Below are 23,057 nucleotides of genomic sequence, written 5' to 3'. Positions count from 1 at the left end.
AATGCAAGTCTTTTGGCTTGCGCCTTACATGAAGCCGAGTTCGAGGCGGGCTTCGTCGGACATCATGTCCATGCCCCATGGCGGGTCGAAGGTCATCTTGACGTTGACCGATTTGACGCCTGCCAGAGGTTCGACGGCGTCGGAGACCCAGCCCGGCATCTCGCCCGCCACGGGGCAGCCCGGGGCGGTGAGGGTCATGGTGATGTCGACATCGTTCTCGTCCGAGATGGCGACGGTGTAGACGAGGCCGAGGTCGAAGATGTTGACGGGGATTTCGGGGTCATAGACCGTGCGACATGCCTCGACCACCTGATCGTAGAGGGGGTGGTCGGTGGTGGAAGGGGCGATGAGCGGCGCGCCTTCGATCTGTTCCGCGTTGGTCATGGCAATCCCGTGCTTTGTTGAGTGAATATATAGGGAATGCGGGATGCGAGGTCCAGAGGGGGCGTGTGTCGCGATCAGCGGGGGACGGGGTCGCCCCCCTGTGGCAGGGTCCAGAAGGCATTGGCGGTGACGGTCTGCCACGGGCCGGTGGTGCCGTCGGGCCAGAGGATGCGGATATCGGCGGTGGTGGCGGGGCCGAGGCCGAAATGCTGCCAGCCGAGGGTGGCGCCGACATGGCCGCCGCCGAGGGTGATTTCCCGTTGCGCGATGCGGCCGTCGGGGGTGCGGAGTTCGATCCATGCCCCGATGGCGTTGCGGTTGGGGCCGGACATGGCGGGGGCGATCTGCACCCAGTTGCCAAGGCCGCTGCCCGTGTTGCGCCAGAGTTGGGCGGGCTCGTTGCGGTTGATGACGACCATGTCCAGAAGCCCGTCCGCGTTCAGGTCGGCCAGCGCGCCGCCGCGGCCCTGCCGCATGGAGGCGACGCCCGCCTTGTCGCCCGATTCCATGAAGGTGCCGTCGGGGCGTTGCAGGAAAAGGTTGTTGGGATCCTTTTCCGCGAAGTCGGGCATGGCCCAGACATTGCCCTTGACCACGAAGAGGTCGGACAGGCCGTCATTGTTCACGTCGCCGAATTGCGCGTGCCATGCGGTCGAGGGGCGCAGGTCGCCGCCGGTATAGGGGCGGTGCGCGGTGACGCCGGATTTCAGCGCGATGTCGCGGTAGCGCGGCAGGGGCGCGCCGGTGGCGGGGATCTCGGCCAGGGTCTGGAGTTTGTTGTCGGCCATGGAGGTGAGGTAGAATTCGGGGAAGCCGTCGAAATTCAGATCCTCTTGCGCGATGCCCATGCCCCAGATGCGAAGGCGCTGCCAGCCGTCCTGTTCGGTGAAGGCCACGGGGGGCTGGCCGGGTTCGAGGCGCCAGAGCTGTTCCTGACCGCCCTTGTAATATTCGCGGTCGTTGGAGACGCGCAGGTCGGGCGTGCCCTGACGGTCCCAGTCGGTGAAGAGGAGGGAGAGCGCGCAGAAGCCCGGGGTGAGCGGGAGGGGGGCGGCGAAGCGGGTGCCTGTGGCGTCTGGGCGGTAGAGGTGGTTGGGGGTGCAGTTGCCCCAGGGGAAGGTTTCCTGCGTGCGGTCGATATAGGTGCCGATGGCGAGCGTGGGGAAGGTCGCGCCCTTTTCCCATGTCGCGGCAAAGGCCGTGGACCAGAGGTCCAGCCCGTCGAAGCCCCAGTCGGCGGAGGCGTCGGTGAAGCGGCAATCGCCAAGGCCGCGCATGAGCCGGTCGGGGCCGACGCGCAGGAGGGCGACATCGAGGATGCCGTCGCCGTCGATGTCGATGGGATAGGCGCCGGACAGGCCCGTTTCGCCAAGGCCGCTGTCGGGCACGGCGGTCAGGCGCAGCGCGCCGCCCTGCGGGCTGTCGTTGCGGAAGAGTTGCGCGGGGGCGGTGCCGCCGGCGGCAAGGATGTCGGGGTTGCCGTCGCCCGAGCAGTCGAAGACCGCCGTGCCGCCACCCACCATGAATTCCCATTCGCCGGTGAAGCTGTGGGTGAAGCCCGCGCTTGCGGTTTCCTCGGCAAAGGGGGCGAGGGCGGGGTCCTGTGCCAGCGCGGGCGTGGCGAGGAGGAGGAGGGCGGGGAGGAGGGGCGTGCAGGTCATTCGGCGGTCTTTATGGCGTTGACGAAGGCGCCGACGCAGGCGCCCTGTTCCAGACCGCGGTCGATGGCGGCGCGGAAATGGATGCCGCCGTAGAGGCGCGACAGCGCCGCCTCGCGCGCAGCGGTTGCGAAATCGGGGAAGTCGCGGGCGGGCAGGCCGTCGGCGACATGGGTGGAGTCGGTGAAGGGGAAAGGGTCGCCAAGTGCCGCCGTCAGGACCGAGGCCGCGGCACCCGACTGGGTGGAATGGCCCGAGGGATATTCGGGGAAGGGTGGCGTGATGAGCAGCGGTTCCCAGACGGGGTCGATCAGGCGGCGGATATAGGTGACGGGACGCAGGAGATCGTGGGTATACTTGTCGCGCCAGTTGGCGATGAAGCCGTCCGAGACGGCGATGCCCGTGCGGGCCAGAAGATCGGCCAGTTGTTCGGGGGGCAGGCCGTCGCGGGCGGCGATTTCCAGCACGATGGATACCCAGTGACCGGGCGGGGTGGGCGAGAGCATGGGGTCATCCGACCAGAAACGGGCGATAAGTTTCTGTTCGTCGGTGAGGGATTTCGAGGTCTCATAGACCTCCATCGCTTCGGCGTGGAAGGGCGAGGACGGGTCTTCGGAATAGGGCGGCGGCGGGGGCAGGGCGCAGGCGCCCGCATCGGGCATGGCGAGGGGGCGGTTGTTGCCCCAGTCGGGCAGCAAAGGAAATTGCTGGAGGTTGACGAGGCTGGTGGGCACCCAGTCCTGCGGCTCGCCCCCCAGCGTATAGGCCATGGGAAAGCCCATGTTTTCCACCACCGCGCCGCCATCGGAAAGGCTGGCGTCGATCACGTGGCGGGCGATGGCCTGCCCGTAGGCGCGCGAGGCGTCGATCAGGGCGGGGTCCATGCCTTCGGAGACGCGCCTGTCCATCGCCTTGGCCATCGCGGCCTTGGCGCGCTGGCCGGTGGGGCCGGTGTTGGAAAAATAGGTGTCGACCGCCAGTTCCATCGCGGCATTGAGCACCGCGTCGGGGTCGAGCGGGCTGGCCGTGTCGGGCGCGGGCAGGGGGGGAAGGCCTGCGAGCTGTCCGCCGAGGCTGTGCCAGCGCTGTTGGCCGACGGTGACGGATTCATAGGCGATGATCGCGGTATAGGCGAAGGAGCGGCTGGCGACGGGGGGGGTGTAGGTCGGCGTGTGGCGCACGAGTTCGAGGATCATGCGGTACCAGTCGCGCAGGATCACGCCGCGATCGTCCGTACCGCTGCCCGCGATGCCCTGCGCGGGGACGAGGCACAGGCAAAGACCAAGGGCAAGGCCGAGCCGCCCGAACCGATACATGTGACTTCCCCCTGGCATGGACGGCCGGATGTTCCCCCGGTCCGCCGCGACGGAAGCACGAGTTGCGGGCGACTCGCAAGTGCAGTGCGGCGGGCGGGGAAGAAATGTGAACGGCGGGAAGGAACCCTTCCCGCCGCGCCCTGACCTGCCGTCCGGCCGTGAAATTTTCAGAACGGGATTTCGTCGTCCATGTCGTTGCGGCCCGCGCCGCCACCGCCGCCGAAGCCGCCGCCCCCTGCGCTGCCGCCACCGCCGCCGCTGCGCCCGCCCGAGTAGCCGCCGCCACCCGCGCCGCCGCCGGAATAGCCGCCGCCACCGGACTGGTAATCGTCGCCGCCGCCGTAATCGCCGCCGCCCGCACCACCGCCGCCTTCGCCGCGACCGCCCAGCAGGGTGAGGTTGCCGTTGAAGTTACGGATCACGACTTCGGTCGTGTAGCGGTCCTGCCCGCTCTGGTCCTGCCATTTGCGGGTTTCGAGGGCGCCTTCGATATAGACCGTCGATCCCTTGCGAAGATATTGTTCGGCAATCTTGGCGATGTTTTCGTTGAAGATGGCGACCGAATGCCATTCGGTGCGTTCCTTGCGTTCGCCGGTGTTCCGGTCGCGCCAGGTTTCCGAGGTGGCGATACGCAGGTTCACCACCTTGCCGCCGTTCTGGAAACTGCGGACCTCGGGGTCGCGGCCCAGATTGCCGATGAGGATCACCTTGTTGACCGAGCCTGCCATGACTTTCTCCCCGCGATTCGGTTGAGGGGCAGCCTAGGCGCGAAGTGGTTAACGGATTGCTTCCGTGCCCCCTTCGGGCGGTGCTTTCGGCCCCTGACCCCGCTATAGCCGCCCGCGCCCCGCGCCGCAATGCGCCCAAGCAGGGGCAGGTGGTCCCGTGGCGGCGGGAAAGCGGACTTTGCCGGGCCCGACGCGCGGGCGTCAATCTTCCGTAATGCGGGGCGACGGGGTAGAAGGGGCGGACGCAACCGCAGGAGCAGCCGAGCGAATGTCCGATCCCGACCCGTCGACGCGAGGCTTTCGCCGTCCGAAGCCGGGATATCCGGCGGCTCTGGCAGGGCTGATCCTGTTCCAGTTCGCCTGTGCGGTGTTCTTCGTCTTTGACGTGGTCGAGGACTTTCAGGCCGGGGGCGTGACGGTGCTGCATATGCTGCCCGAGGTGGCGGCGACGGCGGGGCTTTTCGTCGGGCTGGTTTTCGAGGTGCGCTCGCTTGTGTCGCTCTTGCGGCGGCAGGCGCATATGGAAAAGTCGCTGGGCGTGGCTGCGGGGGCGCTGGCGGACCTGATGGAGGAATATTTCCGCGACTGGGCGCTGACCCCGTCGGAGGCGGATGTCGCCACCTTTACCATCAAGGGCTATTCCATTGCCGAGATCGCCGCCATGCGCGGATCGGCGGAGGGGACGGTCAAGACCCATCTGAACGCGATCTACCGCAAGGCGGGGGTGCAGGGGCGGGGGCAGCTGGTCAGCCTGCTGATCGAGGACCTGCTGAACGGGCCGCTGGTGCCGAAGGCGACAAAGGTCTGATGGCTGTGCTGGGCTCTGGTCAAGACGGGGGCGGGGCATATATGGTGCCCTGTGTTTGGCTGTCGGGGTCGGGGATGCGTAAACTTGCCGTCGGTGCGGTGGTGATGCTGGGCGCGGTGGCCGCGCCTGCGGCTGGCGCGCTGGGTCAGGGGCTGACGCTGTCGGGGTCGAACCTGTCGCGCGAGGCGATCTTCGAGCGGCAGAAGGACTTGCTGGATGGCCGGCTGGCCAAGCAATACGAGGGGTCCAAACGGCTCCGCCCCAAGAGCGAGCTGGAGGACGAGGGGCTGCTGCCCGCCTTTCGCGGCAATTACAAGGGCGAGTATCTGGAGGTCGCGCGGGCGGCGGCGCGGCGGCACAACGTGCCCGAGGACCTGTTCCTGCGGCTGGTGCAGCAGGAGAGCGGCTGGAACGCGGGCGCGGTGAGCCCGAAGGGCGCGACGGGGCTGGCGCAGCTGATGCCCGACACGGCGCGGCTTTTGCGGGTGGACATCAACGATCCGGAAGAGAACCTCGAAGGCGGGGCGCGCTATCTGCGGATGATGTATGACCGCTTCGGGTCGTGGCGGCTGGCGCTGGCGGCCTATAATGCGGGGCCGCTGGCGGTGGAGGAGCATGACGGCATTCCGCCCTATGCCGAGACCGAGAATTACGTGAAGGCGATTCTGGGGTAACGGTCCGCGCGGGCGAATTCTGACGCAGAATTCGCGTCGGACTTTGGCGCAAATTCCGTAGGGAATCATGGGCACAGCGCGCGGGCACCGTTTCCTGCGTCAGGAAACGGCGCGAAAGTCTCGCGTCAGATTTCGTTCATTCCGCGGCGATCTTGATGACGGGTTCCATGCTGGCAAGGACGTCGTCGGGCAGGTGGCATTTGATCTGGTGCCCGCCCTCCAGCGTGCGGACGGGGGGCACCTCGCGGTCGCAGAGCCCGCCTGCGACTTGCGATTTCCAGCGGCAGCGCGTCTGGAAGGGGCAGCCCGGCGGCGGGTTGACGGCCGAGGGGATGTCACCTTCCAGCACGATGCGGTTGCGCTGCACGCGGGTGTCGGCGATGGGCACGGCAGAGAGCAGCGCCTCGGTATAGGGGTGGTAGGGGGGCGAGAAGACCTGATCGGTCGTGCCCATTTCGACCACATGGCCCAGATACATGACCATCACGCGGTCCGAGAGGTAGCGCACGATCGACAGGTCGTGGCTGATGAAGAGCAGCGTGGTCTTGTTCTTGCGCTGGATGTCCATCAGGAGGTCGGTGACGGCGGCCTGCACCGAGACATCGAGGGCCGAGACGGGTTCGTCGGCCACCACGACCTTGGCCCCGCCCGCGAAGGCACGGGCGATGCCGACGCGCTGTTTCTGGCCGCCCGAAAGCTGGCGCGGCATGCGGTCGGCGAAGGCGCGGGGGAGTTTCACGAGGTCGAGGAGTTCCAGCATCCGCGCGTGGCGTTCGGCGTCGCTGTCGCCGAATTTGAAGATTTCGAGCGCGCGGATGATCTGGCGGCCCACGGTGGAGGAGGGGTTGAGCGTGTCAAAGGGGTTCTGGAACACCATCTGGAGTTTCGAGATGGTGTCGGTGCCGCGCATCTGGATGGGGGTGGACTGCACGTTCTCGTCGAACAGCATGATCTTGCCCGAGGTCGCGGTTTCCAGTCCCATCAGCACCTTGGCGAAGGTGGATTTGCCGCAACCGGATTCGCCCACGATGGCGAGCGTCTCGCCCTCGCGCGCCTCGAAGGTCAGGGTTTCGTTCGCCTTGACCACCTTCTTCATGCCGCCGCCGAAGGCCGAGGTGCCGACGGAGTAGTATTTCTTCAGATCCTCGAGCTTGAGCACGACACGGCCGATCTCGGCCTTTTCGGCGGTGCGGGCGACGGCGGGGGGGGCGGACCAGTCGATTTCCGTGATGCGGAGGCAGCGGGATTCGTGCCGGTGGGCATCGGCCACGTCGACCATGGGGATGTCCTGCGCGTTGCAGCGGCCTTCGACGAAATAGGAGCAGCGCGGGCCGAAGTTGCAGCCGCGGGGCCGTTCATGGGGAAGGGGGAAGTTGCCGGGGATCGCCACCAGCGGTCGGGCGTTCTTGTCCGCGCCGGGCAGCGGGATGGAGCGGAAGAGCGCCTGCGTATAGGGGTGGCGCATCTTGTCGAAGACTTCCTCGACATTGCCGGTTTCCACCGCCTCGCCGGAATACATCACGCAGAGGCGGTCGCAGACGTCGAGCACCAGCCCGAGGTTATGCGAGATGAAGAGCATCGAGGTGCCGTATTTCTCGCCCAGATCCTTGACCAGATCGACGATGCCCGCCTCGACCGTCACGTCGAGCGCGGTGGTGGGTTCGTCGAGGATGAGGAGCGCGGGTTTGGACATGAGCGCCATGGCGATGACGATGCGCTGCTGCTGGCCGCCCGAAAGCTGGTGCGGGTAGGCATTCAGGATGCGGTCGGGGTCGGGCAGGCGGACATCGGCCACGATCTGGCGGGCGAGTTTCCACGCCTCGTCCTTGGCCATGCCGCGGTGGATCATGGGAACCTCGGCCAGTTGCGCGCCGATCTTCATGGCCGGGTTCAGGGACGCCATGGGTTCCTGATAGATCATCGCCATTTCGGAGCCGCGCAGGTGGCGGAGTTCCTCTTCGCCCATGCGCGTCAGGTCGCGGCCCTTGAAGCGGATGGAGCCGCCGGTGATGCGGCCGTTCTTGCCCAGATCGCGCATCACGGCCAGTGCCACGGTGGATTTGCCGCAGCCGGATTCGCCCACGAGCCCCATCGCCTCGCCCGCCATGACGGTGCAGGAGAAATCCATCACGGCGGGGATTTCGCGCAGGCGTGTGAAGAAGGAGATCGAGAGGTTCTCGATTTCGAGGATGGGTTTGGAGGGATCCCAAGGTTCAGACATTTCGACCTCGCGCGGGTTGATCGTGCGGGACCGGGGGTTTCACACCCCCGGACCCCCGTGGGATATTTGGGAACGGAAAATGGCGCTGCCATCCATCGGGATCAGTCCTTCATGCTTTCTTCGCGCAGGCCGTCGGCAAGAAGGTTGAGGCCGAGGACGAGCGACATGAGGGCGAAGGCGGGGACGACCGCCGGGTGGGGCGCGATGGCCAGGAGGCGGCGGCCGTAGTTGATCGTGCTGCCCCAGTCGGGGGATTCGGGGGTGACGCCGAGGCCGAAGAAGCCGAGCGTGCCCAGAAGGATCGTCGTGTAGCCGATCCGCAGGCAGAAATCGACGATGAGGGGGCCGCGGGCATTGGGCAGGATTTCCCACAGCATGATGTACCACGGGCCTTCGCCGCGGGTCTGGCCTGCCGCCACGTAGTCGCGCGTCTTGATGTCCATCACCATGCCGCGCACGATCCGGAAAACGCCCGGCGAGTTCACGAAGACCACCGAGACGAAGACGTTGAGCATGTTGGGGTCCATCGACCAGACGCCGAGCGGGTCGGCGTTGAAGGCGAGGCCGGAATAGGCCCAGAGGCCGATGACAAGCACGATGCCCACATAGAGGTTCCGCTTTGCCGGAGAGGTGAAGAAGCGGGAGTTGAGCAGGATGGTGAGGAAGACCACCGGAAAGATGAAGAGGATCGCGGCCAGCACCGTGGGGATGCCCGTGACGCGGATTTCCGGCGTGACGAGCAGGTAGAAGAGCAGGATCACCGGAAAAGCGAGGACGAGGTTGGACAGGAAGCTGATCGAGGTGTCGAGCTTGCCGCCGAGATAGCCTGCCGGAAGGCCAAGCGTCACGCCCACCATGAAGGCCACGACCGTGGCGGCGGGCGCGATCTTCAGCACGTCGCGCGCGCCCATGACCATGCGGCTGAACACGTCGCGGGCGAGGTGGTCGCCGCCCAGCAGGTAGTAGGGATAGGCACCCTCGGCCGCGTCCTTGAGCGGTGCGCCGGGCAGGATGTTCTTCATGCCCGAGAATTGCCCCAGCGGGTCATGGGTGATGATGATATCCGCGAAGATCGCGGTGAAGACCCAGAACATCACCAGTGCGAAGCCCGTCATGCCGACGGGGCTGTCGAAGATGCGGCCATAGAGGCCGAGGCGGCGCTTGAAGGTCATCGAGAGGGCGAAGGTGGCAATGAGTGCCACCCAGACCGGCAGGAGCTGGGCCGCGATGCGGACGAGGATGGAGCCCCAGGAGAGTGCGTCTTCCATGGCTGGTCCTTACGCGAGACGGATGCGGGGGTTGAGGAAGACGTAGCCGATATCCGAGATCAGCTGCGTCACGAGCACGACGAAGACGGCCACGACCGAGCAGGCCAGCAGCGTGTTGATGTCGTTGTTGCCTGCGGCCTGCACCAGCGTCCAGCCGAAGCCCTTGTAGTTGAAGAGGGTCTCGACGATCACGACGCCGTTCAGGAGCCACGGGAATTGCAGCATGATCACCGTGAAGGGTGCGATCAGGGCGTTTCTCAGGGCATGGCGCATGACGACCTGCCGGAAGCCCACGCCCTTGAGCCGGGCGGTGCGGATATATTGCTGGGTCATCACTTCGGTCATGGAGGCGCGGGTCATGCGGGCGATGTAGCCGATGCCGTAGAGCGCAATGGTCATGACGGGCAGGAAGAAGTTCATGAAGGTGATGTCGTCCATCGCCGAGGTGGCGGTGCCGGGAAACAGCGTCTTGCCCGAGATCCAGCCCGCCTCGTTCAGGATGGGCGAGATGCCGGCGGTGGCCGAGGCGAGGAGCGCGATCAGGATGACGCCCGAGACATATTCGGGCGTCGCGGTGGTGGTGATGGCGAAGGTGGAGAGCACGCGGTCGGTGCGGCTGCCCTCGCGCATGCCGGAGAGCACGCCGAGCAGGAGCGAGGTCGGCACCATCACGGCCATGACCCAGAACATCAGCCAGCCCGTGGCGCCCAGCGAGCGGGCGAGCACTTCGGAGACGGGCTGTTTGAAGACGGTGGAAAAGCCCCAGTCGCCCTGCAGCACGCCGCAGTAGCCGGGGGCGGTGGCGGGGTCGGTGCCTGCCTTGATGCAGCGGCCGGTGATCTTGCCTGTCTCGTCCGTGCGGGTCCAGCCGGGGACGACGCCCAGCCATTCGCCGTAGCGTTGCAGGACGGGGCTGGAATAGCCATTCTCGGCCAGCCAGCTGATGACGGCGTCATCCTCCATGCGGACCGAAGCCTCGGACTTGGCGAGTTTTTCAAGATTGGGGGGAAGGTTCGTCATGTAGAAGACGACGAAGGTGAGCGCGAAGGCGGTCAGGATCATGACGCCGATGCGCCGCAGCACAAACATGAGCATGGCTCATCCTTTCCCGGGATGGGTCAAGTGCACGGAGGTCGTGGGTGGGAGCATTGCCCGCGGTCGAACGGGCAGCAGGGCGGGAACCGCGCGGGGGAAGACCCCGCGCGGTCCGTTGCAGATGGCCGGATCAGGCCGCCGCGATCGACCACTTGTAGTGGTGGTGTTCGAAGGTGGCGTGCATGTCGGCCCCCTTCACCTTGGGATCGAAGTGGCGGTAGATCGAGCGCCAGTAGGGCTGCACCATGACGCCCTGTTCCTGCATGATCTCTTCCAGACGCTTCATCACTTCGGAGCGCGCCTTGGCGTCGGAGATCGAGAGCGCCTTGGCGAGTTCGGCGTCGAATTCCGCGTTGGAGAAGGCGGATTCGTTCCACGCCTCGCCCGAGCGGTAGGCCAGCGCGAGGATCTGGACGCCGAGCGGACGCATGTTCCATTCAGTGGCCGAGAAGGGATACTTCGTCCAGTCGTTCCAGAAGGTCGACCCCGGAAGCACGGTGCGCTTGATCTTGATGCCCGCGTCGCGGATCTGGGCGGCGACGGCGTCGCAGGTCGCGGCCTGCCAGCTGTCGTCGAGCGAGATCAGTTCGAATTCGAAGTCGGTCTTGCCGGCCGCGTCGATCGCCGCCTTGCCTGCTGCCGGATCGGGGGTCAGCGGGGGCAGGGCGTAGTATTCGGGATGGATCGGGCAGACGTGGTGGTTTTCGGCCACCGTGCCGAGGTTCGAATAGCCCAGTTCGAGGACGACGCTGTTGTCTACGCACTTGATCAGGCCGGTGCGGACGTTGACGTCCTTGTATTCCTCGGCCAGCTGGTTGAAGCGGACAGCCAGCGTCGCGGCGGTCACGGCTTCGGACTTGGTCCAGCCCAGCGCGTCGAACTGTTCGATGAATTCGCCGGTCGACTGGTAGGTCGCGTCGATTTCACCGGCAGCGGCGGCGTTCACTTCGGCCGACGGGTCGGTGCCGAGGTCGGTATATTCGATCCGGTCCAGATACGGGCCGCCATAGACGGCGGTGCCCCACCAGGTGTGGTTGGTGTTCTTGACCAGATGCGCCTTGACGCCGACTTCGACGACTTCCGGCAGGAAGGGGCCGGTGCCGGGGGTCTGGGTCGGATCGCCGTTTTCGTAGGATTTGTGGACGATGGCGGCCGGATAGTCTGCAAAGCCTGCGATCAGGGTGATGTCCGGCCCGTTCAGCTTGAGCTTCACGGTCAGCGGGTCGACCACGGTGACGGCACCTTCGGCGACGGTCTTGGCCTCGGCGTTCATCAGCGCGGTGCAGCGGCCGGCCATCGAGTTGCCCTCGACATTGCCATCGCACCAGCGGGTCAGGTTGTGCGCCACGTCATCGGCGGTGAAGTCGTCGCCGTTGTTCCACTTCACGCCCGGGCGGACCTTCAGCGTGTATTCGGTGGCGTCGGCATTGGCTTCCCAGGATTCGATCAGCATGCCGCGGATCGAGCCGTCGTTGTTGTATTCGACGAGGTATTCCAGCCAGCCGCGGGTGACGTTGGCGAGCTGCGACCAGTCGGCGGTGCGCGGATCCTTGAGCGCCTTGATCTCCATCGACATGCGCAGCGTGCCGCCTTCGGCCGGGGCGTCCTGCGCCATGGCGGGGGCGTCCATGCCGATCAGGGCATAGGCAGCGGCGGCAGAGACGCCAAGGGCGGTGGTGCGGGCAAGGAATTCGCGGCGGGACAGCAGCCCCTGACGCACTTCCTCGGCATACATGCTGGCCGCCGGGTGCAGCTTGGCGGTCTCGTAGGTGTCTTTCATCTCGGTCTCCCTGGACAGGCAGTGGCCTTGCTTCTTGTTGTGGCGTTTACCCGCGCCGGTTGAGCCGCGAATTTGCCCTGTCCCGTATGGACATGGGGCTTGGCCGCGATGTTGCCCGACGCTGGGTCGCCCGTCATTAGCGCACCTTTTTGCGCCCTGCGTCAACGACTGGATTCACCATCCGATGGTCGGTTTACGACATAAAAGCGACGCATCCTGCAGGTCGGAAAGATCAGACCGACTTGCGGAACTCTGTCGGCGATTTGCCTGTCAGGTGCTGGAAGGCGCGGGTGAAGTAGGCCGCCGAGGTGAAGCCGAGGCTGGCGCCGATCTCGCCCACGGGGAGGCGGGTTTCGGCAAGCATGCGGCGGGCCTCGAAGATGCGGCGGTCCTGCAGGAGCGAGAGGGCGGAGCGCCCGCAGGCCTGACGGCAGCAGCGCGACAGGTGGGTGGGCGTGACGCCAAGGGCGGCGGCGAATTCGGACACGCCCGCGCCGGTGCGGAAGTCGCGTTCCAGAAGGGCGGTGTAGCGCGCGACGAGCCGTTTGGCGGCGTCGGGCTTGGCCTGTTCGGGGGCGGCCTTGACCGACTGGCGTTCCAGCCAGACGCCCAGAAGGCCGAGATAGTGCCGCGTCGCCCGTTCATGCGCGGGGCTGTCCGAGTTCATCTCGCGCAGGATCATGTCGAGGATGACGTTGACCTCCTGCTGGGCATGCACCTCGCGGATGCGGAGGAGTTGCGGGGTCTGCGGCAGGGGGATCGGGCAGTCCTTGCCAAAGAAGACGGCGGTGCCGAAGACCTGCGGGCCGACCTCGAAGCCGTGCATGACGCCGGCGGGAATGAAGACGGCGTTGTGGGCGGTATAGCCGCGGGTGACGCCCGCGATGGTGATGCGGCCCTGACCCTTGGTGAACCACAAGAGCATGGGTTCGGAGATGGCGCGCATCGCCTCTACCCGCCAGCGGCCACCGGCGGCAAGTCGCGGAATTGCAACCAGACGCGCCTGTCCGGCGGCTGTGCCCGCTGCTGCTGCGGTCTGGGTTTGGTCAGTCATATGAGGCACTTCCGCCAAGGTCTTCGTCCGAATCATACCCTTGGCATTGCAGGTGACCCAAGCGGAAAAATGGCATTAACCGGTCTTTATCCACAGATCATCGCGTATCTGTTGATAACTTTGCCACCCTTCGGCGGGGATTTGCCCGACCGCTGTCAGGAAAAGGCGAATTCGCGCCAGTCGCCCATACGCGAGCGGAACCATGTGCGCTGCCGTTTGGCGTATTGGCGCGAGGCGAGCTTGGCGGCGGCGATGGCATCGGGCAGGGCGAGGCTGCCTTGCAGATGGGCCACCAGTTCCGGCGCGCCGATGGCGCGCGAGGAGGGGCGGGCGGGGTCCCAGCGGGGCAGTCCGGCGCGCACCTCGTCCAGTGCGCCTTCGGCTATCATCATGTCGAAGCGGCGGTCGATGCGGTCGTTGAGCCAGTCCACGTCGGGGCGCAGGACCAGCGGTTCGCTGCGGGCAAGGGGAAGGGGCGGCGCGCCGGTCTGCGCCTGCCAGTCGGCAAGGCCGCGGCCGGTGGACATGAGCACCTCCCACGCGCGCTGGACGCGGGCGGGGTTCTGCCGGTCGATGCGGGCGGCGGTGGCGGGGTCGAGATCGGCCAGCAGCGCGGCCAGACCGTCGCGCGCGAGGCGGGCATCGGCGCGGGCGCGGATGTCGGGCGGGGTGGGGGGGATTTCGGCCAGACCTTCGGTCAGGGCGGTGAAGTAAAGGCCCGTGCCGCCCACGATCACCAGGGGGCGGTCGAGGAGCGGCAGAACGGCGCGCAGCCAGTGGCCGACCGACCAGTCGGCATCGGGTGCGACATGGCCGTAGAGGGCGTGCGGCAGTGCCGCTTCGTCCGCGGCCGAGGGGCGGGCGGTCAGGATGCGCCAGTTGGCATAGACCTGCAGCGCGTCGGCATTGACGACCGTGCGGCCGTCGCGGGCGGCGATCTCCATCGCGAGCGCGGATTTGCCGCTGGCGGTGGGGCCTGCGATCAGGACGGGCGCCTCGCGCGAGATGGTCGAGATGTCGAAGCCCACGGCCCCCTCGTTTCCTGTCTGCACATATCCCCGTGCGGGGTTCGCCTGCGCTGCCGTTCCCGGTTGAACCCGCCGCCGTTTTCATACATTTTGCGCCGCAGTCCAACCAGATTACGAAAAGCGGGGTTTCCCATGTCCAAACCGGTCCTTGACGCATCGGTCAAATACAGCCGCGTGATGCTCAAGATTTCCGGCGAGGCGTTGATGGGGGATCAGGGATTCGGGCTGCATCCGCCCACCGTCGCGCGCATCGCGCAGGAGGTGAAGTCGGTGCAGGAACTGGGCGTCGAGATCTGCATGGTGATCGGGGGCGGCAACATCTTTCGCGGGCTGGCAGGGTCGGCGCAGGGGATGGAGCGGACGACGGCGGATTACATGGGGATGCTGGCCACGGTGATGAACGCGCTGGCGATGCAGTCGGCGCTGGAGGCGCTGGGGGTGTTCACGCGGGTGATCAGCGCGATCCCGATGGATCAGGTCTGCGAGCCCTATATCCGCCGCCGCGCAGTGCGGCATCTGGAGAAGAAGCGGGTCTGCATCTTTGCCGCCGGAACGGGGAACCCCTATTTCACCACCGACACGGCGGCCACGCTGCGCGCCAACGAGATGGCCTGTCAGGCGATCTTCAAGGGCACGAAGGTGGACGGGGTCTATGACAAGGACCCCAAGAAATTCCCCGATGCCAAGCGGTACGAGACGGTCAGCTATGACGAGTGTCTGGCCAAGCATCTGGGGGTGATGGATGCCTCGGCCATCGCGCTGGCGCGGGATAACGACCTGCCGATCATCGTGTTCTCGCTGGACGAGCCGGGCGGGTTCCGCGGCATCCTGCGCGGCGAGGGCACCTATACGCGGGTGCAGGGCTGAGGCTGCTGGCGGGCCTTGGCAGGGGCGTCGTGGGGTGCGTCGTGGCGGTGGCGTCGTGGCGGGGTGAACCCCGCCCTACGGGGTTCCGTTGTGGCGCGGCTCTGCTATAGATCAGGGAAACGGTCCGCGGGCGGGCCGGAGAATGAAGGAAGACCACATGTCGGCTGACGACCTCGACATCGACCTTGACGCGATCCAGCGCCGGATGGACGGCGCGATGACTGCGCTGAAGCAGGAATTCGCCTCGCTCCGCACGGGGCGGGCCTCGGCCCAGATCCTCGACCCGATCCAGGTGGAGGCTTACGGGCAGATGACGCCGATCAACCAGCTTGGCACGGTGAACGTGCCCGAGCCGCGGATGGTGGTGATCAATGTCTGGGACAAAGGCATGATTTCCAAGGTGGAGAAGGCGATCCGCGAGTCGGGGTTGGGCATCAACCCGGTGACCGACGGGCCGCTGATCCGGCTGCCCATCCCCGAGCTGAACGAGCAGCGGCGCAAGGAGCTGGCCAAGGTGGCGGCGCAATATGCCGAAAGCGCCAAGGTCGCGATCCGCAACGTGCGGCGCGACGGGATGGACCAGATCAAGAAGGCCAAGTCAGCGGGAATGTCCGAGGACGACCAGAAGATGTGGTCGGACGAGGTGCAGGAACTGACGGACAAGGCGATTGCCGCGGTCGACAAGCAGCTGGAACAGAAGCAGGCCGAGATCATGCAGGTCTGAGGCGGTTCCGCGACGGGCAATCCGTGGCGGAGGCGAGGGGAGCAGGGGCTTGGGCAAAGGCGACACAACCGATCCGAAGAACCTGCCCCGCCCGGCAGAGCATGTGGCGATCATCATGGACGGCAACGGGCGCTGGGCCACCTCGCGCGGGTGGCCGCGTCTGGTGGGGCATCGTCGCGGGGCCGAGCGGGTGCGCGAGATCGTGCGCGCCTGTCCCGATCTGGGGATACGCTGGCTGACGGTCTATGCCTTTTCGACCGAGAACTGGAAGCGGTCCACCGAAGAGGTGCTGGGCCTGATGGCGATCTTTGCCCGCTATATCGAGCGCGAGGCTGACCGGCTGTCAGCAGAGGGCGTGCGTCTGCGCTTCATCGGGGACCGGTCGCGGCTTGACCCCAAGCTGCAAAGGATGATGGCGGGGATCGAGGCGCGGACGGCGGGGGGGGCGCGGCTGAACCTGACTGTGGCGATCAATTACGGCGGGCGGGACGAGATCGCGCGGGCGATGCGGGCCGTGGCGCTGGATGTGGCCGAGGGGCGGTTGCGTGCCGAGGAGGTGGGCGAGGCTGCGGTCGCGGCGCGGCTGGATACGGCCGGGTTGCCCGATCCGGACCTGATCATCCGCACCAGCGGCGAGACGCGGACGTCGAATTTCCTGCCGTGGCAGGCGGCCTATGCCGAATATGAATTCACGCCGACCCTGTGGCCGGATTTCACGCCGCAGGAGCTGGCCGCGATCGTGGCGCGCTTTGGCAACCGCGAGCGGCGTTTTGGCGGGGTGGTGAACGGATGACAGCAGGGGCGCCCGATCCGGGCCGCTGGGGCGATCTGCGGCCGCGCGTGCTGTCGGCCATCGTGATGGTCGCGGTGGGGGCGGCGGAAATCTGGCTGGGTGGGCCGTCCTTTGCGGTGCTGGTGGTGCTGCTGACGGCCGGCATGATCTGGGAACTGGCGACGATCACGGCGCCGGTGCAGCGCAACCGTCCGCTGGTCATGGCGGGGATCGCGGCGGCGGCACTGGGGGGGGCGTTGCTGTTCCGGTCGGATCTGGCGGCGGCGGCGCTCTTGGTGCCGTCGGTGGCGCTGGCGCTGACTCCGCGGCGGGACCGGCGGATTTCGGCGGTCTATGCCGCGGCGATCATGGTGGCGGGATACGGGCTTGTGTCGCTGCGCGAGACGACGGGGACGGCGGGGATCATCTGGCTGGTCATGGTCGTGGTGATGTCGGATGTGGCGGGCTATTTCGCGGGGCGGATGATCGGGGGGCCGAAGTTCTGGCCCGCGGTCAGCCCGAAGAAGACATGGTCGGGCACGGTGGCGGGCTGGATCGGCGCGGTTGTCGTGGGGCTTGGCTTCGTACTGGCGGGCAAGGGGGGCGTCGCGCTGTTGCTGCTGTCGCCGGTCGTGGCCTTTGCAGGGCAGATGGGCGACGTCGTGGAAAGCTGGCTGAAGCGGCGGGCGGGGGTGAAGGATTCGTCGCATCTGATCCCCGGGCATGGCGGTCTGCTGGACCGCTTTGACGCGCTGATCGGGGCGACGGTTCTTGTGATGCTGCTGGGACTGGTCCTGCCGCAGCTTCCCATCGGTTGAGGCATGATGCGGTCGATTTCGATTTTCGGGGCCACCGGGTCCATCGGGGAAAGCACCTTCGACCTGATCCGCAGGGCGGGCGGGGCCGAGGCCTATCGCACGGTCGCGCTGAGCGGGGCGCGCAACGTGGCGCGGCTGGCCGAGATGGCGCGCGAGTTGCGGGCCGAGGTGGCGGTCGTCGCGCATGAGGAGGAGCTGCCCGCCCTGCGCGAGGCGCTGGCGGGGTCCGGTGTGGAGGCAGCGGCGGGGGCGGCGGCGATTGCCGAGGCGGCGGACCGGCCCGCGGATTGGGTGATGAGCGCGATCGTGGGTGCGGCGGGGCTGGTGCCGGGGATGCGGGCGCTGCGCCACGGGGGGATGCTGGCGCTGGCCAACAAGGAAAGCCTTGTCACGGCGGGGGCCTTGCTGATGTCGACCGCGCGGGACCATGGCGCGACGATCCTGCCGGTGGACAGCGAGCATTCGGCGGTGTTCCAGGCCCTGACGGGCGAGGATGCGGCGGCGGTGGAGCGGGTGATCATCACCGCGTCGGGCGGGCCGTTCCGGCAATGGCCGCTGGAGCGGCTGGCGGCGGCGACGGTGGCCGAGGCGAAGGCGCATCCGAACTGGTCGATGGGCAGCCGGATCAGCATCGACAGCGCTTCCATGTTCAACAAGGCGCTGGAACTGATCGAGACGCGGGAATTCTTCGGCTTTGCGCCGGAGATGATCGAGGTGCTGGTCCATCCGCAAAGCATCGTGCATGCGTTGGTGGGGTTCCGCGACGGGGGCGTGATGGCGCATATGGGGCCTGCCGACATGCGCCATGCCATCGGCTTTGCCCTGCACTGGCCCGGGCGCGGGCATGTGCCGGTGGAGCGGCTGGATCTGGCCAAGCTGGGCAGCCTGAGCTTCGAGGCGCCCGATCCCGCGCGCTTTCCCGCGCTGCGCCTTGCGCGCGAGGTGATGGAGATGCGCGGCCTGTCGGGCGCGGCCTTCAACGCGGCCAAGGAGATCGCGCTGGACCATTTCATGGGTGGCGGCATCGGCTTTCTGGACATGGCGGGGGTGGTGGAGGACACCATGTCGCGGCTATCTTCGGAATGTGCGCTGGGAAATCCGCCTGCGGGGCTTGAGGACGTGCTTGCAATGGACCATCTGGCCAGAGTGCGGGCCGGTGAATTGGCCGCAAAGCGGCAAAGGGGCAGATAGACCGTGGATATCGTTGCGCTGATCCCGAGTTTTGGCGGGCTGGCCTATACGCTTGCGGCCTTTGTGGTCGCGCTGCTGATCATCGTCTTTGTCCACGAGTTCGGCCATTACATCGTCGGCCGCTGGTCGGGCATCCATGCCGATGTCTTTTCCATCGGCTTCGGGCCGGTGCTGTGGTCGCGGGTGGACCGGCGCGGGACGCGCTGGCAGGTCGCGGCGCTGCCTCTTGGGGGATATGTCAAGTTCTTCGGGGATTCCAACGCGGCCTCGGCGGGCCATGTGGACGAGCTGGGCGGGCTGACGGCAGAGCAGATGCGCGCGACGATGCATGGCGCGCCACTCTGGGCGCGGACGGCGACGGTGGCGGCGGGGCCGCTGTTCAATTTCGTGCTGTCCGTCGCGGTTTTTGCGGGGATCTTCTGGGTCAATGGCGTGGCGACCGACACGGCGACGGTGGGGTCGGTCCGGCCCCTGCCGGGGGTCGAGGCGCAGCTGCAGAGCGGCGACCGGATCGTGGCGCTGGGCGGGACCGAGACGCCGGATTTCGCGGCCTTTCTGGATGCGGCGGCAGATCAGCCTGCGGCGGGTGTGCTGGACTATACCGTGGAGCGGGGCGCGGAGCGCGTGACGCTGCGCGATGCCCATCCGCTGCCGCCGGTGGTGGAGACGGTGCAGCCCGATTCCGCCGCGCGCGAGGCGGGGGTCGAGGCGGGGGATATCATCCTTTCGGTCGACGGGGTGCCGGTCGCCAGCTTCCCGCAACTGCGCGCGCTGGTCGGGGCGTCGGAGGGCAAGGCGCTGACCCTCCGCCTGATGCGCGGGGACGAGACGCTGGAGCGCGAGTTGCAGCCGCGCCGGGTCGATCTGCCGCTGGCCGAGGGCGGGTTCGAGACGCGCTGGCTGATCGGGCTGACGGGGGCGCTGTATTTCGAGCCCGAGACGCGCCAGCCCGGTCCGGTCGAGGGAATCGTGATGGGGGCCGAGCAGAGCTGGGACATCGCGGCGACCTCGCTGTCGGGGCTTTGGCACATGGTGACGGGGGCGATCTCGTCGTGCAACCTGCGCGGGCCGATCGGGATTGCCGAAACTTCGGGTGCGGCGGCGAGCGCGGGGCTGACCAGCTTCATCTGGTTCATCGCGATGCTGTCCACGGCGGTGGGGATGATGAACCTGTTTCCGGTGCCGGTGCTGGATGGCGGGCATCTGGTGTTCTACGCCTGGGAGGCGGTGACGGGAAAGCCGCCGACGGCCAAGGCGCTGCGCGTGCTGATGACGGTGGGGCTGGCGGCGATCCTGACGCTGATGGCCTTTGCGCTGTCCAACGATCTGTTCTGCTGATCGCGCCACCGGTTCCGTCAGGGGGCCGGTCGCGGGTGGCCATGTCGCGAAACTGCCGGTGCTGGGCCAAATTCGCGCCACATTCGCGGGTCATCGCTCGTCCGACCGGATAGGGAGATGACGGACATGCACTACATCGCAAACGGCACCAAGGGCCTGTCGGTGATCATGGTGGTGAATTCGGACCGTATTTTCACGGTCGGCACGATGATCGCCGGATTGCTGGCCGGTGCCTTCATCGGAACGTCACTTCTCGGCCATTAAGGGCGATAAATTCACCCCTGCCTTTTGACAACTCCTGCACTTCCAGCTAGTGAAGGCACAAGAAGTTGTTATTGGCGGGGCTTGAGCGATGCGGAAAACGGCTGGCAGGATCGGCAAGTCGGAGAACGGTCTGGTTCGCCCTGCACTCATCGCGGCTTTCCTTGGCAGCGTTGCCATCGCGGCACCGGTCGTAGGGCCCGCCTTCGCCCAGACCTATAGTTTTTCCAGCGTCCAGGTCGAAGGCAACAGCGCCATCGAACCGGCCACCATCATCGCCTATGCCGGAATCGGGCGGGGCGAGGAGGTGACGGCGGCGCGTCTGAACGATGCCTACCAGAACATCGTGAATTCCGGCCTGTTCGAATCCGTCGAGCTGGAGCCGCAGGGCAATACGCTGGTGATCCGCGTCGTCGAATATCCGATGATCAACATCGTCAACTTCGAGGGCAATTCGCGCCTGAAGGACGAGGAGCTGGCCGAGATCGCCAAATCGCGCGGCCGTCTGGTCTATTCGCCGTCGCAGGCCGAAGAGGATGCCGCCGCCATCGCCGATGCCTACCGCCTGCGCGGCCGGATCGCGGCGACGGTCGATCCGCGCATCATCCGCCGTGACGGCAACCGTGTCGATCTGGTCTTCGAGGTGACCGAAGGCAAGGTGGCCGAGATCGAGCGTCTGTCCTTCGTGGGCAACCGCGCCTTCAGCGACCGCCGCCTGCGGCAGGTGCTGGAGACCAAGCAGGCCGGTCTGCTGCGTCAGGTCATCCAGCGCGACACCTTCGTGGCCGAGCGGCTGGAGCTGGACAAGCAGTTGCTGCGCGACTTCTATCTGGCGCGCGGCTATGCCGATGTGCAGGTGCTGGACGCGACGTCGGACGTGTCGCGCGAGCGGGATGCGTTCTTTGTCACCATCACGATCCGCGAGGGGCAGCAGTTCCGCATCGGCCAGACCAGCACCGTGTCCGAGATCGAGGGCGTGGATGCGGCCGAGTTCGAGGCGGTCCAGCGCATCCGCAGCGGCGAGGTTTGGTCGCCCGCGCTGATCGACAACAACGTGACGCGGATGGAAAATCTGGCGCTGCGCAAGGGGTTGAACTTTGTGCGCGTCGATCCGCGCATCACGCGGGATGAACGGGGCGGGCTGCTGGACGTGGAGTTCGCCATCGTCCGCGGCGAGCGTATCTTTGTCGAGCGCATCGACATCGAGGGCAACACGACGACCTTGGATCAGGTGGTGCGCCGCCAGTTCCGGACGGTCGAAGGCGACCCCTTCAACGCGCGGGAAATCCGCCAGTCGGCGGAACGCATCCGCGCGCTGGGATTCTTTGCCGACGCGCAGGTCAATGCGGAGCCGGGCAGTTCCTCTGACAGCGTGGTCGTGAATGTCGATGTCGAGGAGCAGCCGACGGGGTCGCTGACCTTTGGCGCGAGCTACGGGGTCGAGGCCGGGATCGGGTTCAACATCGGGCTGAGCGAGAAGAACTTTCTTGGCCGCGGGCAGTCGGTGGGCCTGTCGCTGACCACGGGGGCGGATGCGACCGAGGGAAGCTTCTCGTTCACGGAACCGGCCTTCCTTGGCCGCGATCTGGCCTGGAGCTTTGGCGTATCCTACCGCGAGTCGGACAATGCGAATTCTGCCAGCTATGACACTCGCGTTGGCCGTCTGACCACGGGTCTGGAATTCCCGCTGGGCGAGCTGAGCCGGTTGCAGGTGCGCTACACTTATCAGGACAGCAAGATCAGCAATCCGCCCGCAGGCGTGTCGCCCATCATTGCGGCCGAGGTTGCGCAGGGCGCTGTGACGAGCAGTGCGCTAGGCTATACGTATTCCTACGACTCGCGCATCAGCGGGCTGAACCCCAAGGGTGGCGTGCTGCTGCGCTTCTCGCAGGACTTCGCGGGGCTGGGCGGGGACAGCAAGTACATCATGACCACGGGTCTCGCGCTGGCCGAGACGAAGGTGATGCAGGAAGAGGTGACGCTGCGAACCATCTTCGAAGGCGGGATGATCAACAGCCTTGGCGGCACGAACAGCCGCGTTACCGAACGTTTCTTCGGCAACAGCAAGATCCGCGGGTTCGAGTCCAACGGGATCGGTCCGCGGGACGGTACCGAGGCACTTGGAGGCAATATGTTCGCCGTTGCGCGGTTCGAGGCCGATTTCCCCGTGGGTCTGCCCGAGGAATACGGGATTTCGGGCGGTCTGTTCATGGATGTGGGGTCGGTCTGGTCGCTCGACAACACGCTGGGCAGTGGCGGCGTCAATGTCGACGACAGCATGAACATCCGGTCCGCCGCGGGCTTCTCGGTCTTCTGGGATACGCCGGTGGGTCCGCTTCGGCTGAACTTCTCGAAGGCGCTTGCCAAGGAGGACTATGACCGCGAGCAGTCCTTCGATCTGACGATCTCGACCAAGTTCTGATGACCTGCGCGCCGCTGTCACGGCTGGCGCGCGGGGCGGTGCTGGCGGTTTCGCTGGTCCTTTCACCGCTGGCGCTGTCCGCCACGGCGCAGGAGGCGCCGGTTCTGGACGTGCCACAGGCGCCCATCCTGATGGTGGATCGCGAGAGGCTGCTGTCCGAGACGATGTTCGGCAAGGCGGTCGAGGCGCGGTTTCAGGCCGACAGCAAGACACTGATCGACGAGAACCTGCGGCTGGAACAGGCGCTGGAGGCCGAGGAGCGCGATCTGACCGACCGGCGCGCGACGCTGCCTGCCGAGGAATTCCAGCGGCTGGCGGCCGAGTTCGACGCCAAGACCGAGGCGATCCGCGCGGCGCAGGATGCCAAGTCGCGGGCGCTCACCTCGCGCAGGGACGAGGACCGGCAGCGGTTCCTGCAGGCGGCGGTGCCGGTTCTGGGCGATCTGATGCGCGAGTCGGGGGCGGTGGCGATCTTCGACAAGAACATCGTCATCCTGTCGCTGCGCGGTGTCGACATTACCGACGAGGCCGTGGTGCGGATCGACTCGGTTCTGGGGGATGGGTCGAAGCTGCCTGCGCCGTCAGATGCGGGAGCGGGGGGGGCTGCGACGGCGCCCTGAGCGTGGCCGTGCTTGTTTCGTCCTGCCAAG

At 66.7% G+C, this 23,057-nt stretch carries 21 protein-coding genes; 11 read left to right on the top strand and 10 right to left on the bottom strand.

Going from position 1 to position 23,057, the window contains the following annotated elements; genetic code table 11:
* Positions 1 to 24: 24 nt before the first annotated feature.
* From GU927_RS00890 to ssb, 4 genes are all read right to left on the bottom strand, one after another.
* Positions 25 to 384, bottom strand: coding sequence for an SUF system Fe-S cluster assembly protein (locus tag GU927_RS00890; protein WP_161760309.1), 360 nt, complete (start codon positions 382 to 384; stop codon positions 25 to 27).
* Between the two features lie 74 nt (positions 385 to 458).
* On the bottom strand, positions 459 to 2,045 hold the full coding sequence (locus tag GU927_RS20420; protein WP_161760308.1) for a CRTAC1 family protein: 1,587 nt from the start codon (positions 2,043 to 2,045) through the stop codon (positions 459 to 461).
* Complete coding sequence (locus tag GU927_RS00875) at positions 2,042 to 3,358, bottom strand: vanadium-dependent haloperoxidase (protein WP_161760307.1); 1,317 nt, start codon at positions 3,356 to 3,358, stop codon at positions 2,042 to 2,044. The genes GU927_RS20420 and GU927_RS00875 overlap by 4 nt, the downstream gene beginning before the upstream one ends.
* A gap of 167 nt (positions 3,359 to 3,525) precedes the next feature.
* The gene (gene ssb / locus GU927_RS00870) at positions 3,526 to 4,086 is read right to left on the bottom strand and encodes a single-stranded DNA-binding protein (protein WP_161760306.1); all 561 of its coding nucleotides are present in this window, start codon (positions 4,084 to 4,086) and stop codon (positions 3,526 to 3,528) included.
* A 268-nt stretch (positions 4,087 to 4,354) separates the two neighbouring features.
* Between ssb and GU927_RS00865 the strand changes: the two genes are divergently transcribed.
* Both GU927_RS00865 and GU927_RS00860 read left to right on the top strand, forming a co-directional pair.
* Positions 4,355 to 4,894: a helix-turn-helix transcriptional regulator gene (locus GU927_RS00865; RefSeq protein ID WP_161760305.1), complete on the top strand. Its 540-nt coding sequence runs from the start codon at positions 4,355 to 4,357 to the stop codon at positions 4,892 to 4,894.
* Between the two features lie 74 nt (positions 4,895 to 4,968).
* Positions 4,969 to 5,568 carry a lytic transglycosylase domain-containing protein gene (locus GU927_RS00860; RefSeq protein WP_161760304.1) on the top strand — a complete coding sequence of 200 codons (600 nt, stop codon included), beginning with the start codon at positions 4,969 to 4,971 and terminating at the stop codon, positions 5,566 to 5,568.
* Positions 5,569 to 5,704: 136 nt separating this feature from the next.
* On the opposite strand, the gene GU927_RS00855 is transcribed toward GU927_RS00860, so the two are convergent.
* From GU927_RS00855 to miaA, 6 genes are all read right to left on the bottom strand, one after another.
* The gene (locus GU927_RS00855) at positions 5,705 to 7,789 is read right to left on the bottom strand and encodes a dipeptide ABC transporter ATP-binding protein (RefSeq protein WP_161760303.1); all 2,085 of its coding nucleotides are present in this window, start codon (positions 7,787 to 7,789) and stop codon (positions 5,705 to 5,707) included.
* Positions 7,790 to 7,890: 101 nt separating this feature from the next.
* Positions 7,891 to 9,057, bottom strand: coding sequence for an ABC transporter permease (locus tag GU927_RS00850; RefSeq protein ID WP_161760302.1), 1,167 nt, complete (start codon positions 9,055 to 9,057; stop codon positions 7,891 to 7,893).
* Positions 9,058 to 9,066: 9 nt separating this feature from the next.
* Positions 9,067 to 10,152, bottom strand: coding sequence for an ABC transporter permease (locus tag GU927_RS00845; RefSeq protein ID WP_161760301.1), 1,086 nt, complete (start codon positions 10,150 to 10,152; stop codon positions 9,067 to 9,069).
* Between the two features lie 130 nt (positions 10,153 to 10,282).
* A complete protein-coding gene (locus GU927_RS00840; protein ID WP_232489082.1) occupies positions 10,283 to 11,932 on the bottom strand; it encodes an ABC transporter substrate-binding protein in 1,650 nt (549 codons plus the stop codon).
* A 232-nt stretch (positions 11,933 to 12,164) separates the two neighbouring features.
* Positions 12,165 to 12,986, bottom strand: coding sequence for a helix-turn-helix domain-containing protein (locus GU927_RS00835; RefSeq protein WP_161760300.1), 822 nt, complete (start codon positions 12,984 to 12,986; stop codon positions 12,165 to 12,167).
* A gap of 155 nt (positions 12,987 to 13,141) precedes the next feature.
* Positions 13,142 to 14,038, bottom strand: a complete 897-nt coding sequence (gene miaA, locus GU927_RS00830; RefSeq protein WP_217765495.1) for a tRNA (adenosine(37)-N6)-dimethylallyltransferase MiaA — start codon at positions 14,036 to 14,038, stop codon at positions 13,142 to 13,144.
* 108 nt (positions 14,039 to 14,146) lie between these two features.
* Here miaA and pyrH point away from each other — a divergent pair, with 108 nt between their 5' ends.
* The 9 genes from pyrH (at position 14,147) to GU927_RS00785 (ending at position 23,027) form a co-directional block, all read left to right on the top strand.
* Positions 14,147 to 14,881, top strand: a complete 735-nt coding sequence (gene pyrH, locus GU927_RS00825; protein WP_161760299.1) for a UMP kinase — start codon at positions 14,147 to 14,149, stop codon at positions 14,879 to 14,881.
* Positions 14,882 to 15,038: 157 nt separating this feature from the next.
* Complete coding sequence (frr, locus tag GU927_RS00820) at positions 15,039 to 15,605, top strand: ribosome recycling factor (RefSeq protein WP_161760298.1); 567 nt, start codon at positions 15,039 to 15,041, stop codon at positions 15,603 to 15,605.
* A gap of 49 nt (positions 15,606 to 15,654) precedes the next feature.
* Positions 15,655 to 16,398, top strand: a complete 744-nt coding sequence (gene uppS / locus GU927_RS00815; RefSeq protein WP_269770089.1) for a polyprenyl diphosphate synthase — start codon at positions 15,655 to 15,657, stop codon at positions 16,396 to 16,398.
* Complete coding sequence (locus tag GU927_RS00810) at positions 16,395 to 17,195, top strand: phosphatidate cytidylyltransferase (protein WP_217765494.1); 801 nt, start codon at positions 16,395 to 16,397, stop codon at positions 17,193 to 17,195. The genes uppS and GU927_RS00810 overlap by 4 nt, the downstream gene beginning before the upstream one ends.
* A 6-nt stretch (positions 17,196 to 17,201) precedes the next feature.
* A complete protein-coding gene (dxr, locus tag GU927_RS00805; protein WP_217765504.1) occupies positions 17,202 to 18,386 on the top strand; it encodes a 1-deoxy-D-xylulose-5-phosphate reductoisomerase in 1,185 nt (394 codons plus the stop codon).
* 3 nt (positions 18,387 to 18,389) lie between these two features.
* A complete protein-coding gene (gene rseP, locus GU927_RS00800; protein ID WP_161760296.1) occupies positions 18,390 to 19,724 on the top strand; it encodes an RIP metalloprotease RseP in 1,335 nt (444 codons plus the stop codon).
* Positions 19,725 to 19,850: 126 nt separating this feature from the next.
* Positions 19,851 to 19,988, top strand: coding sequence for a hypothetical protein (locus GU927_RS00795; RefSeq protein WP_161760295.1), 138 nt, complete (start codon positions 19,851 to 19,853; stop codon positions 19,986 to 19,988).
* Between the two features lie 88 nt (positions 19,989 to 20,076).
* Positions 20,077 to 22,407, top strand: a complete 2,331-nt coding sequence (gene bamA, locus GU927_RS00790) for an outer membrane protein assembly factor BamA (protein WP_161760294.1) — start codon at positions 20,077 to 20,079, stop codon at positions 22,405 to 22,407.
* Positions 22,407 to 23,027 (top strand): OmpH family outer membrane protein, encoded by a 621-nt coding sequence (locus GU927_RS00785; RefSeq protein ID WP_161760293.1) that lies wholly within the window; start codon positions 22,407 to 22,409, stop codon positions 23,025 to 23,027. The genes bamA and GU927_RS00785 overlap by 1 nt, the downstream gene beginning before the upstream one ends.
* Positions 23,028 to 23,057: the final 30 nt, after the last annotated feature.

Origin of the sequence: Paragemmobacter amnigenus (genome assembly GCF_009908265.2) — a bacterium.
Classification (GTDB): Bacteria; Pseudomonadota; Alphaproteobacteria; order Rhodobacterales; family Rhodobacteraceae; genus Paragemmobacter; species Paragemmobacter amnigenus.
Note: the sequence above shows the minus strand (reverse complement) of the source record. Positions and strands in the feature narration are given on the sequence as shown.